This window comes from Granulicella sp. S190 (assembly GCF_009766095.1).
Taxonomy (GTDB): Bacteria; Acidobacteriota; Terriglobia; order Terriglobales; family Acidobacteriaceae; genus Edaphobacter.
In genome coordinates this window covers 64802-77163 of sequence record NZ_LMUD01000019.1, presented here as the reverse complement: position 1 = coordinate 77163, position 12362 = coordinate 64802, and the positions used below count along the sequence as shown (strand labels likewise).

Genomic DNA, 12362 nt, shown 5'->3' with positions numbered 1-12362 from the left:
GCTACACGCCCACTCAACTCGACTCACTACCCAAGGCGGGTCAGCCGAAGTCCCATCCGTTGCTCTGCAATCTCAAACTCGCTCCAACCCAATTGCACCTGGCCGATCATCAACGGCACATCTTCCGTCTCGGGTGAGACACTTTCAAAGACCTGTCCCACCTTCAGTGTCAGCAGATCCCTCACCCTGAATCGGTCCAGGGCAACTCCAGCCCGCATCGTGATCCGCATCTGTGAGAGCGTCTCCCACGACGGATGCTCTTCAATCCGCGTCATCCAGGAGGTAACTGGAGCACTCCTCTTCAGATTCAAATTCGCCCCATTACCCTCTGTCCCGATCACCGCAAGTCCTGTTCCCATCGTGGTCACTCCCTCTCGTTATTCATTTGTCATGCGTTCCATATCGTCTTAGTGCTGAACGAGAAAATCCGTAAAAAACACATCCTTCACCTTCAGCTCGGCATTGTGTTCGGCCAGCGCTGCCTTCAGTTCAGCCTTCAATCGTTCTTTCCCATCGGCCGCTAAAAGCCGCTCTGCGGTCTGCGTCCCTAAAACCGTCAACATCGTGTCACGCACCGAGGCCACTGAGTCGCTGGACTCCTTGATCTCTTGAGGCTTCTCTTCCTTGGCCTTCCTCCCCTCGGCATCTGCAACGCGCAACGTCATCGCCACCCGCAGGTAGGAGCTCCCACCCGCATCCGCAAGATTCACCAACAAAGGCTCAAGTACCACGGCATGCGTCGTCATCGGCGCAGCAATCTCCGCCTTCGGCGCGGAACCCTCTCGCCCCGGTAGCCGGCCCGTCCGTGCCAGGTAGAAAACAATCCCGCCAACGCCCAATGCCGCAATCACAACGCCCACCACTACAGCTATGAGTAAAGGAAACAGTGGAAACTTGGTTGTTGTTGGAATCGATGCAGAGATAGAAGAAGAATCCGGAGAGCCCGTAGAAACGCCGGCAAGAACAGTAGGTGAAGTAGCCATGATGCCTGAAGAGATTGCAACCGAGAGGCCAGTTGAGCGACCCCGAACATTAGCGAATCTTCAGGATCGATCTGAAGCATCCCAACACCAACATCAGGAAGAAAAACAGTCCGAGGCGGCCAGCCGGTGAAGCCGAATCTCTCCGGCTCCGAACCCGCTATGCCGCCTCAGTCAGCTTCAAAAAGGCTCTACCGAACCATCGCAATCACATCCTGTGAGATCGTATCGAAGGTCGTTACCGTCTTCGAGTTGGCCTCAAAAGCTCTCTGCGCCACAATCAGATTAGAGAACTCTGTCGAGATGTTGACGTTGGACTGTTCGAGCGTGCTGTCATCCACCGTTCCGCGTCCGCCTGTTCCCGCAACCCCTGCCACTGCCTGGCCGGACGCTGCAGTCGTCTGGTAGTTATTGCCGCCAACCGAGACCAGGCCCTCCACGTTAGCGACGTTCGCAACTGCTACCTGGCCGATCGTCTGCGTGTTTCCATTGCTGAACTGCGCCTGGATCACACCGCTCGGATCCACCGTAAATCCTGTGTAGTTTCCGCTGGCAAATCCATCTTGGGTATTAGCGCCGTTGCTGTCGGCAGACGCCAGTTGAGTCAGCGTTGGACTCGAACCGCTACCGTTCAGATTCCAGTTGAAGGTAAGATCGCTCGCTCCATCTGCCATTCCAGGGAAGCTGATCCCATCTACGCTCCCGGTCGGCGAGGTCAAATTACCGCTTGAATCGAAGGTAAGCGTTCCGGTATTGTTCACCGGCGTTCCGGTCGCATCGCCTGCCGGCAGCGTCACCGCATAGCTCCAGGTGTTCGTCCCCGTCTTGTCGTAAGTAATCGTCGCCTGGTGGCTTTGACCGAGCGAGTCATACACCGTCACCGGCGACGTAAATTCCGCGCCTGACGCAGCGCCCGAGTTCAGGTTTGCGGTCACCGAGATATTCTGCGTCGCCTGCGCACCCTGCGTCGCCCCCACAGGAAGTGTGATCGGCTGCGGATTCGTATTCGTATTCACCACTCCGGCAGTCGCCGGATATCCCAGAACATTCTGACCATCCTGAGTCGTCAAGCTACCATTATTGGCCACAGTAAAGTTACCTGCCCTGGTCAAGGAATCCTGGCCGTTCTGCTGCACCAAGAAGAACCCGCTCCCATCTAAAGCCATATCGCTGGTGTTCCCGTTCGCATCAGGCAGCAGCGTTCCCTCGCTGAAGTCAGTCGTCGTCGAGCCCACCTTGGTTCCCGATCCCACTTGAATCGGATCTCCGGCGCCCGACTCACCGATCTGTTGGTGAAATAGATCTTCGAACGAAGTGGTCTGCCCCTTGTAAGCCGTCGTATTAAGATTCGCCAGATTATTGCCGATCGTATTCAACGCCGTCGAATCGGCCTCCAACCCTGACAGTGCAATCGAAAAATTTCCCATCGTCTTCCCCTCACTCTTCCTGGTTACAAGTTCGTTGATCGTAAGAGCCCTCTGAACGTCAGGTCTCCGTAAGCTTGAATCCATTAACTCGCCGTCGAGCCGCCCCACACCGCGCTCTGTCCAGGGATCGTCTGCAGATTCGCGTCTGCGTTCGAGCCCGCGACCGCGGCCACAACATTAGGACTCGATCCGCCACTCCCATTCGAACCCGAAGGCGGAGGCACCGCCCCATCCAAAGTTCCAATCCCCTGGTTAATCGAGATCAGCTGCTCCAGGCTGTTCACCTGTGCTAGTTGCGTAATGTACTGGTTGGGATCGGTCGGCTGCGTGGGATCCTGGTTTTGCAACTCACTCACCAGCAACGTAAGAAAGTCGCTCGAAGTAATATCCGAAGCGTCGCCCCCGGCATTATTCGAAGCTCCATTCGTCGCCGGAGAGGAGTCCTTTGGCGTTGCCTGCACTGCCGCGCGCTTCGGCGCCAAAGCCGAAGCCACTGTTGTTGCTGCCGATGTGCCCGATGCTCCAATTGAATTTACCTGTGACCAATCCATCTTTCGCTCTCCTGTCCAATTCTTCCTAAGTGAACTCCGCTTGTTACGCCCTCACACTCAACCAGCCTCCGCCGCCTACAGAGAGGGGCAAAGCATCTGTACCGTCCTTACCAACTCCGTGCAAACCCTGGTAGTCCGCAATGTCCCTCACTGCCTTCGTCGCCGTATCCTGGCGAGGCTCCCCGCCTTCACTCCCTCTCTGCGAAGCCTGTCCGCCGCCGCCGTCCGCTCCCGCAGCATGTGTCTGATCCCCGTCTCCACTGCTCACCGTTGCAGGAACCACAACTGTATTCACCGCAACTCTCTCCGACTGGAGATAAGCCGTCAGCGAAGGCAACTCGCGATGCAACATCTCCTGCCCCGCCGTCGAGGAGGACGAGACCGAAGCATTCACCATCCCACCGTCGGTCATCTCCGCACGAACCTTCACCCACCCATGGGTTCCATCCGGAATACCCACCTCAAGCGCAGTTGGAGTTGCCGCAAGCGTCTGCGGCATTGGCTCCGTGGATCGGGAAATGCCGGCAGAGCCATCCTGTTCTCTCATCCCCGTTAGCAGACCTGTGCCATGCGCCCCTGCCTCTGCCCTCTGCTGCTTCATCGACCCCATAACTCCCAGCCCAGCAACTCCAGCCGCAACCTCAACCTCTGCAGCCGGTCCATGAACGTCAGCGGCCTCTCCCGCAATCCGTGCCTTGGCATCGCTCCCGCCTCCATTCGTCTCTGCCGTCAACTTCTCTCCCTTTGCGTCAGGCTTTGCAGAGGCAATCTCATCACTCGGCGCAACTGATGTAGACTCCGCACCCGAAGACAAAGTCTTCCCACTGGAGGTGGAACCGTTCCGAGCTATAGCAGCACTTGACGCGAAAACTCTTGAAACAGATCTCGCACCTTCGACGAAGGCCACGCCAGAGCTCTCTCTTCCAACCGTATCGTTATCGCCAACTCCGGCTGTGCCAAGCGGCAGCACTATCGTCGTAACCGATGCCGTGCCCGCGTCGTTCGCAACCTGTGTATGAGCCTGTGAGACTACTCCCTGCAGGAGCAAGTTTGCATTCGCTACAGGATGCCCCGACGTTGTCCCGCTCTTCGATGCTGCGCCCTGTGTAGCTTCCGGCTGTGCCTTGATAACTTTTTTTGCCGCAGCAGCAGTCTGTGCGTCTTCTATTCCCGTGCTTTTTTTCGGTTCCGCAGCCGTCTGCGCAAGCGCAACCTGGGTCTCGCCACCCTGAACCGCTTGAACCGTGACACCTTTAGTTGGCAGCCCTGAAGCCGAGACGGCAGCAGACTCCGCCTTCACCGTTTCAGCATCCTCGCTCTCGTATTCGCACAACTCACCAGCCGGCACTGCCTCACTCTCTGCGTGCTGCCGAACCTGTACTCCCACCGCTGGCGTAGTCTGCTGAGAGCTAGCCTTTGCCGCAACAACTCTCTGGCCCGCAACTCCAACGGGAGCATCCTGCGCATCAACCAGATTCTTCGTCGACAACTCGGTCTTATTACCCCGCAACTCCGGCAGCACTTCGGTAGCAAGGTCTGATCCCAATCTCTCCGGCGCCGCCGCCACCCCCGCAGCAAAGCTCTGCGCAAATGTGGCACCCTCTTCCATCTCTCCTTCATGGGCCGCAGGAAGCGCTCTGCTCGTCTCCGCACCCATCGTCATCAGAATCGCCGTGCTCATCATCTCTGTCCTCGACCGTTCTTGCGATGTCCCACCCGCAAAGTGCATTTCATAGACCAAACCCGTCACAAAAGTATTAGGAAGCCTTCATCTGAGCGCTCTCTTCCGTCTTCTCTGTCATGTCCGTCCATCGCCTCCGAGATAGAAAGAGATCGTCGGACACAGCCTGCACTCGTCGTCCCTCCTCGATCTCCGCCCGAAACTCCATCTCGTCGGAGACACGTTTCATCTGTTCTTTTTTCAAACGGCTCGCCACATACTGTTCCCTGGCTGCGTCGTTCAACTTCTGGCGTTGCAGGCGAATCTCTTCCAGCCTCTGTCTTCGCAACCCCGCAGTCTGCTGCCGTATCTCGGATACGGTCCACCCCGCGCGGTCCCCCGCAGCCAAAGCATCCCGTCCTTCGCTGCGAGCCATCTGCGCCGTGCTCTGCTCCATGGCAATCGCCTGCTGCGTCTCGTGAACGGCAGCAGTCATCCTCTGCAACTCGGTTGCATGCATCTGCTCGACAGCCGTATACAGATTCATCAGCCGTTGCAGGCTCTCCAGGCGGCTCGACATGCTATAGCTCCATCGCCTTCAAACGAGAGACACTCTCCTCCATCGTCATGCGCTCCTCGCTGGTCTGTTCAAGAAACGCACGCAGCACCGGCATCGCCCGTATCGCCCGGTCCAGTTCCACATCGGCTCCCGTTTTGTAAGCTCCTATGCGAATCAGATCCTCGGATCGCGCATGCGCCGCCAGTAGCCTTCGCACCGTCCTGGCCTGCGCCTGATGCTCCGGTCGGGTCACTGCGGGCATTAGCCGACTCAACGAATCCAGTACATTTACAGGCGGGTACCAACCAGCCGCCGCCATCGACCGCGACAGCACCACATGCCCGTCCAGCAACGAGCGAACCGCATCCACCACCGGGTCCTGCTGGTCGTCTCCCTCCATCAGCACCGTGTAGAAGGCAGTGATACTCCCATTGCGAAAGTTCCCCGCCCGCTCCACCAGCTTCGCCAGCTTGGCAAACACCGAAGGCGTATACCCTTTGCTTGCCGGTGGCTCTCCCGCCGCAAGCCCCAGTTCGCGTGCCGCCATCGCATACCGGGTCAAAGAATCCAATACCAGCAGAACGTGTCTGCCTCGTGCTGCATAAAACTCCGCCACCGAAGTCGCCGCCATCGCCGCTCTCATGCGCAGCAAAGGGCTCTGATCCGACGTCGAGACCAGAACCACCGATCGCTTGCGTCCCTCCTCTCCCAGCGAATCCTCAACAAACTCCCTCACCTCACGCCCACGCTCGCCCACCAACCCCACCACCGTGAGGTCAGCCGCCGTGTTCCTCGTCATCATCCCGATCAACGTGCTCTTGCCTACCCCCGAGCCTCCGAAGATTCCCACTCTCTGTCCCCGCCCTACCGTCAACATACCGTCCAAGACGCGAAGCCCGGTCTGCAGTGGCTCGCGAATCGGCTCACGCTCCATCGGATGCGGCACGGTTCCATCCAGGGGCCACATCCCCTCTGCTCGCGGCGTTGGCAGCCCATCAAGCGGCGATCCCAAAGCATCGACGATCCTGCCCTCCATCTCCGTCCCCACTGCAATCTGTGGCGTCACTCCCATCGCCAGCACCGCATCGCCGTAGCGAATCCCCTGCGTCTCCTTCAGAGGCATCGCCAGCACATGCCGGCCGCGAAATCCGATCACCTCCGCCCGATGCCTTTGCCCTTCGCTGTCGACGATCTCGCAGCACTCCCCCACCGAACACAGCGGACCCTCCGTCTCCACCGTCTGTCCATTGGCCTCCACCACGCGCCCGCTCCACCGCCACGCGGGACGATCCGCCAGTTGGCTCATATAAGCACTCAGGCCGCCTGAAACCGCCGTCCCCACAGCATCGTCTCTCATGCCGGCCTCTGCTGCATCAGGTCGAAGAACCCTCGTTCAATCTCCTCCAACTGCGCGCTCACACCCAGCTCCACCCTGCCGACATTCGTTTCAAGCACGCACTCGCCCGCCGCCATCCCTTCATCCCCGAGCAGCTTCAACGCCGAGTGCTGCCCCCCGGCAAACACCCCGTCCCACCTCTCCAACTCATTCGCTGGCACCCGCACCACGACCGCGCTATCCTTCGCAACCTTCTCCAGTGCCACCCGCACCACCCCTGTAAGCAGTAGCGGATCCAGTTGCGCCTCCCGATGCAGCACACGCGCAGCGATCGCCAGAGCCAGCCTGACCACCTCACCCTCCACACCGGAAAAATACCTCGTCCGTTCCCTGCCAAACTCCTCTTCCACTCTCCGCAGCCGGGAGCGTTCCTCAGCAATCCTCTCCGTAAACTCCGTCTCCCCTCGAAGCCTAGCCTCCGCCACGCCCTCCGCACGAGCAACCGCGATCTGCTTCGTCATCTGTTCTTCCAGCGAACGCATCTGCGCCTCCGCAGCACCCGCCTCATCCTTCGTCAAGATCTCAACCGCCGCAACCTTCTCCTCCACCACAACCTCAGACTCCGCAGCCGGTCGATCCCACGCATGAAACTCCAGCCGCGACACGCTCCTCCCCACCGGCTTCATCAACCTCTCCGGCAGCTCCATCAAGCCCCTGCCGCCAGCCTCAGCACACACATCCTCAGACGGCGAGATCATCGTCCACCTCCATCTTCAGGATCATCCTTCCCTCACTCTCGAGCTGCCTCGCCAGTGCCAGCAGCTCCTGCTGCGCGGCGTTGACATCTCTCATCCGCACCGGCCCCATCACCTCCATGTCCTCCTTCAACATCTCCACCGCGCGCGAGCTCATCGCCTTATAAAGATGAGCCTTCACATTGTCCTTGCCGCCCTTCAATGCCATCGCCAACACCTTCTTATCCGCCGTGCTCACAAACTCGCGAATACTCTCGGGCGGCACCGTGCAAAGATCTTCGAAGACGAACATCAGCTCTCGTATTCCAATCGCCACCTTCGGTTCGTTCTGTTCAATCTCTTCCAAAATCCCGCGACTCTCTCCCTGGTCCAGCCGGTTCAACAGCTCCGCTACCGCCTTGAAGCCCGAGTAAGACTTCCGCCCATTGGACCCCATCTTCTCCATCCGCTTGTGCAGCGCCATCGCTACCGTCTGCGCCATCTCGGGCGAGAACTGACGCATCTCCGCCAGCCTCCGCACCACATCCACGCGCATCGCGCCCTGCAGGTTCATCAGTACCGTCGAGCCTCGCTTTGCATCCAGGTGAGCCAGCACCAGCGCCACCGTCTGCGAGTGTTCGTTCTCCAGAAACTTACTCAACTGTTGTGCGTCCATATTCTGCAGCATGGCCATGTCGCCATTCGTACGCTCGCGAATCTTCCTCACCTGCAGCAGCAGCTCCTCTGCTCGCGTGGCCCCAAAGGCCTCCGTCAACAGCTTCAGCGCATACTCCGGCCCACCGCGAACCATGTACTGCTGCGTCTCCAGCAGCCCATAAAACTCCGTCAACACCTCGGTCAACTGCGCCGCCGGAACATCTCCCAGCCGAGTAATCTCCTCGGTCACACGGCGCACATCACTCTCAGAGAGGCTCTGAAACAACGTCTTTGCCAGTTCATCCCCGATCGCGACCATTAGGATCGCAGCCTTCCGCAGACCTGAAATATCCGCTGGCACAAATCCCGACTCCGGGGTCAATCGCAGTGGACTCTGCCGCATCGTCTCTGCCCCTGCAAACTGCATCGCTGTTCCCATTACGATCTCTCCTCCGTCGTCCCAATCCATGCCTCGATCAACCGCGTACTCTGCGCCGGCTCACGTCGAATATGCTCCGACACCTGTTCGAAGATTCCCTGCTGCAGCTGGTAGGTCTTGTTCTTCGCCCGAGGCAACAATCTCTCATCCTCCACCTCACCCTCAGGCAACAACTGTTCGTGCTCCACGCCGCCAATCACCGCATGGCCAGCCGGTGCCGGAAGCAGCATCGGCTCGCGCAGCGTCGCCGTCATCTGTTTTGCAACGGGCCGCAGGACAAACAGCACCAGCAGCACGCCACAAAGACCAATCACCGCCGTTCGCGTAAGGCCCGGCTGCGTATGCAGCAACCCGCGCATCTCCTCAATCAGCCTGTCCATCGCTGGCGGCTTTACCTCAGGAGAGTTCGTGCTGAAGCTCACGTTCTGCATCACCACCTGGTCTCCTCGCCTCGCATCGAAGCCCACTGCCGCCTGGGCCAGCTCCTCCAAACGATGCATCTCCTCCGCGCTCCTCGGCTTCCATACGGTGTGTTCCAATTTGCCTGCGCCCTCGGTTATGCTCCTGTCGTTCACTACCACCGCAGCCGAGACGCGCCGCACCCGGCCCGGGCCCTCTGCCGTGTGCACCATGTGTTTTGTAACTCCGTAAGTTTCATTCTCCTGGTGCGTACTCTGTCCCTGTCCGCCGCCCTGTTGTGGATACACTGGCAACGCCTGCGCCTGCTTCTGCAACAGAGGCGGAGTTCCCGGCGCAGCCGCAGCCTGCGACCCAGCCACCGCGCCCTCCGCCGAAGCACCCGGAGAGTTGCTCGCTGTCCCCGGAACCCCCGAAGGCCCTCCCCGCCCGGCGAGAATCTGATCGCTCTTCTGCATGCTCAGCGTTGCAGCTTCAGTCGGGTCGTACACCTCATCCGTCCGCTCTTCCGAGCCTTCGTCATAACTCACATTCACCGTGGCCCGCACATTGTCGCGACCCGCCAGCGGCTCCAGCATCGCCACCAGCTTCGCCTCCATCGCCTGCTCGGCATCGGCCTCTGCCGCATTGCTCGAGCGCGGCTTGAAGTTCACACGCCCATCCGCATCCACCAGCGTCACTTGGTCTGCGCTCAGGTTCTCCACTGAACCCGCAACCAGGCTGCGAATCGCATCCGCCTGCTCCGGGTCGAGCGCCGCCCGCTTCAGCTTCAACACCACCGAAGCCTTCGCCACCTTCTCCTCCGCAGTAAACAACGAAGGCTGCGGCAGCACCAAATGAACGCGAGCCGACTTCACCACGCCCAGCGTTCCAATCGTATGCTCCAGTTCGCCTTCCAACGCCCGCTGATAGTTCACCCGTTCGTCGAACTCGCTGCCCACCCAATTCGGCTTATCGAACAGCTCGAAGCCTAGCCGCCCCGTCTGCGGCATCCCCTTCGCCGCAACCTCCATCCGGGCCTTGTCTAACATATCCGCGGGCACCTGCACGCCTGCCCCGTCCGCCGTCGTCTCGTAAGGAATTCCCGCAGCCGCAAGCTCCTGCGAGACCTGCTGCACATCCTTCGCATCCAGCCCATTGAACAGCACCCGCCAATCAGGACGTCCCGCAAACCAAATCATCCCTGCACACATCGCGGCCAGAAAAACTCCAGCCGCGATCAACCACGTCCTCTTCGCCGCCGGCATAACCTTCAGCCGCTCGCTCAGCGCAGAAGCCATCGCCTGCATCCTCTCCAGCGGGCTACTCCCAGCCCCAGCAACGCTGGCCTGCCCTGTCCGTTGCATCCCCGCCCCGCCCTGCTCTGTCTCTGCCATCTCGTCCCAGCGTCTCTCCGAACCGAAGTTCTTAGAACTGCATGCCCATCATCTGCTGATAGGCGCCCACTGCCTTGTTTCGCACCTGCAGCGCAAGCTCAAACGCCATACTGGCCTTCTGGCCCGCAATCAACGCATCGTGAACCTCAACTCCGGAGCCGTTCAACAATCCCGTCACAGCCTCCCCGGCCTTCTGATCCAGCGCCGCCGTCTCCTTCACCATCGACTGCAGAACCCCGGCAAATGGCACGCTCCCTGCACCACCCGCATTCGACGCCTCGACACCCGCATCACTCAGGAACCCGTCGTCTAGGCCCCCCATTCCAACTCCGCTCATCACTCCCGGTCCAACTGGCAGTCCAACCACAACCCCTCCTCTGTCTTCCCTGCGTCTCTGTACCCTGGGCTACTTCAAAAGATCGAGCGACGAATTGAAGATGCTCTTCTCCGCCGTAATCGCCGATGCGTTCATCCCATACGACCGTGTCGCCCCCATCAGGTCCACCATCTCCGTCAGTGGGTTGATATCCGGATACGCGACAAACCCATCCGGCCCTGCATCGGGATGCGAGGGATCGTAACGTTGCAACGGCTTGCTTGCGTCTACGATCACACCTGTAACCTCCACTCCGCCCGGTGTTGGCGTAGCGGCGGTAAAGTCACTCACCAGGCTGCCGCTGATCCCGCCCGCGTAGATATCTTTGAATCCCCCGCCACTGACGCTCGTGCCTCCATTCAACTGGCTCGTCATCGAGTCCTGAAACGTTTCGCCGCCCTGGGCTTCAAACACTACGTGATGCCGTTGATACGGCCCACCCTCTGGAGTCCGCGTCGTCTCGGCGTTCGCCATATTCGAAGCCACGACCTCGGCTCGCACTCGTTCGGCCTTCAACGCCGAACCGCTCACATCCATCACTCCGAAGATATTCATGGCTTACTTGGAATCCATATGAATTGCACTCATAATCTGTGAAAACTCACCCTTCAAAAGCTGCGTCCCCAGCTTGAACTGCATCTGCGCCTTAGCCAGTTGCAGTCCCTCGCGATCCATCGACACGTTATTTCCATCCGGCCGCGCCACCAATCCATCCACGTCCTGCACCGGAGCCTGCACTCCCTCCAGACCGGCCGCTCCCGCGCTATCGTTCAGCTGCTGCGCAAACACCTCTTCGAAGTCGAACCCCTGGGTCTTGAATCCCGGCGTATCGATATTTGCCATATTCCGAGCGGTCGTCTGCATCTGCTGGCTGGTCAGATCCAGGTACCGCCCCAGCGCATCGCTCATCCCTGTCGTCGTCTGCATCGCTGCACCTCCACGCCATAACCTATGCAGTCGTCAGACCAAACAAAAGCGCCCTCAAATGAGAGCGCTCTTATCAACCTTTATCTCCAACAAACTTCCCTATCTAAAACCCACAGCACAACCTAAAACCCGATATCACTACTCACCTCTAATCCATTGCCAGATCTTTCCGCAGCGGAAACCGGGTGCCCCATATCTCGACTTTGAGATGTGGGCCTTCGCGCCACGCGCGAACCGTACTTCCTCCCCCCCAGCACCAACACTCGAACCCATCAACCCACAAAAGACCGAACAAGCACCGGCAAACTTGAGAGGCGCGCGCACTTTGAATCGAAGAGATCGGGTGCCCCATATCTCGACTTTGAGATGTACGCCTTCGCGCCACACGCGAAGCGTACTTCCTCCAACCCAGCACCAACACCCGGACCCATTGGCGCAAAAAAGATCGAATACCACAGAAGGAAAGCTTTAAAGGTTTACACATTGAGACACCGAAGAAACCGAGTGCCACGCTTAAACCATATTTACTCAACCGGGACTAACACTCGACCCATCGCCGGACGCAACACCGAGTAACCGCAGAAAAAAACTTGAAAGAGCTGGCGCATTTTTCGAACAACAAAAACACGTTGCTAACGCACCACTCAGCCACGCAATCCACCACAGTTAGACCACCAAAACACCACGTCGAAAACATCGTTTTCCTCAAGAAACCCCAATAAAAACCATCTCCGCCACGCCAAAAAAAACTACAAGCCTATTCTCGGGTAGCTCGCCGAAAACGAATCTCCTCCGCCCCGATCTCCAGCTTGTCCTCTGAAAGAATCGCGCCACGCTCCAGCACATGCATCAGCTCCCGCACATTTCCCGGCCAGTTATGTTCATAGAGCTTCGCCTCGGCCTCTACTGTAAGCCGTTTGCGC

Annotated in this window: 13 protein-coding genes; all 13 read right to left on the bottom strand. The window is 59.1% G+C overall.

The annotated features are described in order from the left end of the window. Positions 1–26: 26 nt before the first annotated feature. Positions 27–359, bottom strand: coding sequence for a FliM/FliN family flagellar motor C-terminal domain-containing protein (locus GSQ94_RS12230; RefSeq protein ID WP_158944159.1), 333 nt, complete (start codon positions 357–359; stop codon positions 27–29). A gap of 48 nt (positions 360–407) precedes the next feature. After that, the gene (fliL, locus tag GSQ94_RS12225; RefSeq protein WP_158944158.1) at positions 408–983 is read right to left on the bottom strand and encodes a flagellar basal body-associated protein FliL; all 576 of its coding nucleotides are present in this window, start codon (positions 981–983) and stop codon (positions 408–410) included. Between the two features lie 188 nt (positions 984–1171). Next, on the bottom strand, positions 1172–2407 hold the full coding sequence (locus tag GSQ94_RS12220) for a flagellar hook protein FlgE (protein ID WP_158944157.1): 1236 nt from the start codon (positions 2405–2407) through the stop codon (positions 1172–1174). 83 nt (positions 2408–2490) lie between these two features. Further along, positions 2491–2958 carry a flagellar hook capping FlgD N-terminal domain-containing protein gene (locus tag GSQ94_RS12215; RefSeq protein ID WP_158944156.1) on the bottom strand — a complete coding sequence of 156 codons (468 nt, stop codon included), beginning with the start codon at positions 2956–2958 and terminating at the stop codon, positions 2491–2493. A 43-nt stretch (positions 2959–3001) separates the two neighbouring features. Beyond that, positions 3002–4642, bottom strand: a complete 1641-nt coding sequence (locus GSQ94_RS12210; protein ID WP_158944155.1) for a hypothetical protein — start codon at positions 4640–4642, stop codon at positions 3002–3004. A gap of 73 nt (positions 4643–4715) precedes the next feature. Beyond that, positions 4716–5198 carry a hypothetical protein gene (locus tag GSQ94_RS12205; protein WP_158944154.1) on the bottom strand — a complete coding sequence of 161 codons (483 nt, stop codon included), beginning with the start codon at positions 5196–5198 and terminating at the stop codon, positions 4716–4718. A gap of 1 nt (position 5199) precedes the next feature. Continuing rightward, positions 5200–6534, bottom strand: coding sequence for a FliI/YscN family ATPase (locus tag GSQ94_RS12200; RefSeq protein ID WP_158944153.1), 1335 nt, complete (start codon positions 6532–6534; stop codon positions 5200–5202). Further along, complete coding sequence (locus GSQ94_RS12195; protein WP_158944152.1) at positions 6531–7271, bottom strand: FliH/SctL family protein; 741 nt, start codon at positions 7269–7271, stop codon at positions 6531–6533. Before GSQ94_RS12195 ends, GSQ94_RS12200 begins: the two co-directional genes overlap by 4 nt. Beyond that, positions 7255–8343 carry a flagellar motor switch protein FliG gene (gene fliG / locus GSQ94_RS12190; RefSeq protein ID WP_158944151.1) on the bottom strand — a complete coding sequence of 363 codons (1089 nt, stop codon included), beginning with the start codon at positions 8341–8343 and terminating at the stop codon, positions 7255–7257. Before fliG ends, GSQ94_RS12195 begins: the two co-directional genes overlap by 17 nt. Then, complete coding sequence (gene fliF, locus GSQ94_RS12185) at positions 8343–10136, bottom strand: flagellar basal-body MS-ring/collar protein FliF (RefSeq protein ID WP_158944150.1); 1794 nt, start codon at positions 10134–10136, stop codon at positions 8343–8345. Before fliF ends, fliG begins: the two co-directional genes overlap by 1 nt. 31 nt (positions 10137–10167) lie before the next feature. Continuing rightward, the gene (gene fliE / locus GSQ94_RS12180; protein WP_254063829.1) at positions 10168–10503 is read right to left on the bottom strand and encodes a flagellar hook-basal body complex protein FliE; all 336 of its coding nucleotides are present in this window, start codon (positions 10501–10503) and stop codon (positions 10168–10170) included. Positions 10504–10542: 39 nt separating this feature from the next. Then, positions 10543–11067 carry a flagellar basal body rod protein FlgC gene (flgC, locus tag GSQ94_RS12175; RefSeq protein WP_158944149.1) on the bottom strand — a complete coding sequence of 175 codons (525 nt, stop codon included), beginning with the start codon at positions 11065–11067 and terminating at the stop codon, positions 10543–10545. Positions 11068–11070: 3 nt separating this feature from the next. Then, positions 11071–11439, bottom strand: coding sequence for a flagellar basal body rod protein FlgB (gene flgB, locus GSQ94_RS12170; RefSeq protein WP_158944148.1), 369 nt, complete (start codon positions 11437–11439; stop codon positions 11071–11073). Positions 11440–12362 lie beyond the last annotated feature (923 nt).

Excerpts from the sequence above, each read along its gene's own strand:
- GSQ94_RS12230 (WP_158944159.1), bottom strand. The coding sequence starts at position 359 with ATGGGAACAGGACTTGCGGTGATCGGGACAGAGGGTAATGGGGCGAAT.
- fliL (WP_158944158.1), bottom strand. The coding sequence starts at position 983 with ATGGCTACTTCACCTACTGTTCTTGCCGGCGTTTCTACGGGCTCTCCG.
- GSQ94_RS12220 (WP_158944157.1), bottom strand. The coding sequence starts at position 2,407 with ATGGGAAATTTTTCGATTGCACTGTCAGGGTTGGAGGCCGATTCGACG.
- GSQ94_RS12215 (WP_158944156.1), bottom strand. The coding sequence starts at position 2,958 with ATGGATTGGTCACAGGTAAATTCAATTGGAGCATCGGGCACATCGGCA.
- GSQ94_RS12210 (WP_158944155.1), bottom strand. The coding sequence starts at position 4,642 with ATGATGAGCACGGCGATTCTGATGACGATGGGTGCGGAGACGAGCAGA.
- GSQ94_RS12205 (WP_158944154.1), bottom strand. The coding sequence starts at position 5,198 with ATGTCGAGCCGCCTGGAGAGCCTGCAACGGCTGATGAATCTGTATACG.
- GSQ94_RS12200 (WP_158944153.1), bottom strand. The coding sequence starts at position 6,534 with ATGAGAGACGATGCTGTGGGGACGGCGGTTTCAGGCGGCCTGAGTGCT.
- GSQ94_RS12195 (WP_158944152.1), bottom strand. The coding sequence starts at position 7,271 with ATGATCTCGCCGTCTGAGGATGTGTGTGCTGAGGCTGGCGGCAGGGGC.
- fliG (WP_158944151.1), bottom strand. The coding sequence starts at position 8,343 with ATGGGAACAGCGATGCAGTTTGCAGGGGCAGAGACGATGCGGCAGAGT.
- fliF (WP_158944150.1), bottom strand. The coding sequence starts at position 10,136 with ATGGCAGAGACAGAGCAGGGCGGGGCGGGGATGCAACGGACAGGGCAG.
- flgC (WP_158944149.1), bottom strand. The coding sequence starts at position 11,067 with ATGAATATCTTCGGAGTGATGGATGTGAGCGGTTCGGCGTTGAAGGCC.
- flgB (WP_158944148.1), bottom strand. The coding sequence starts at position 11,439 with ATGCAGACGACGACAGGGATGAGCGATGCGCTGGGGCGGTACCTGGAT.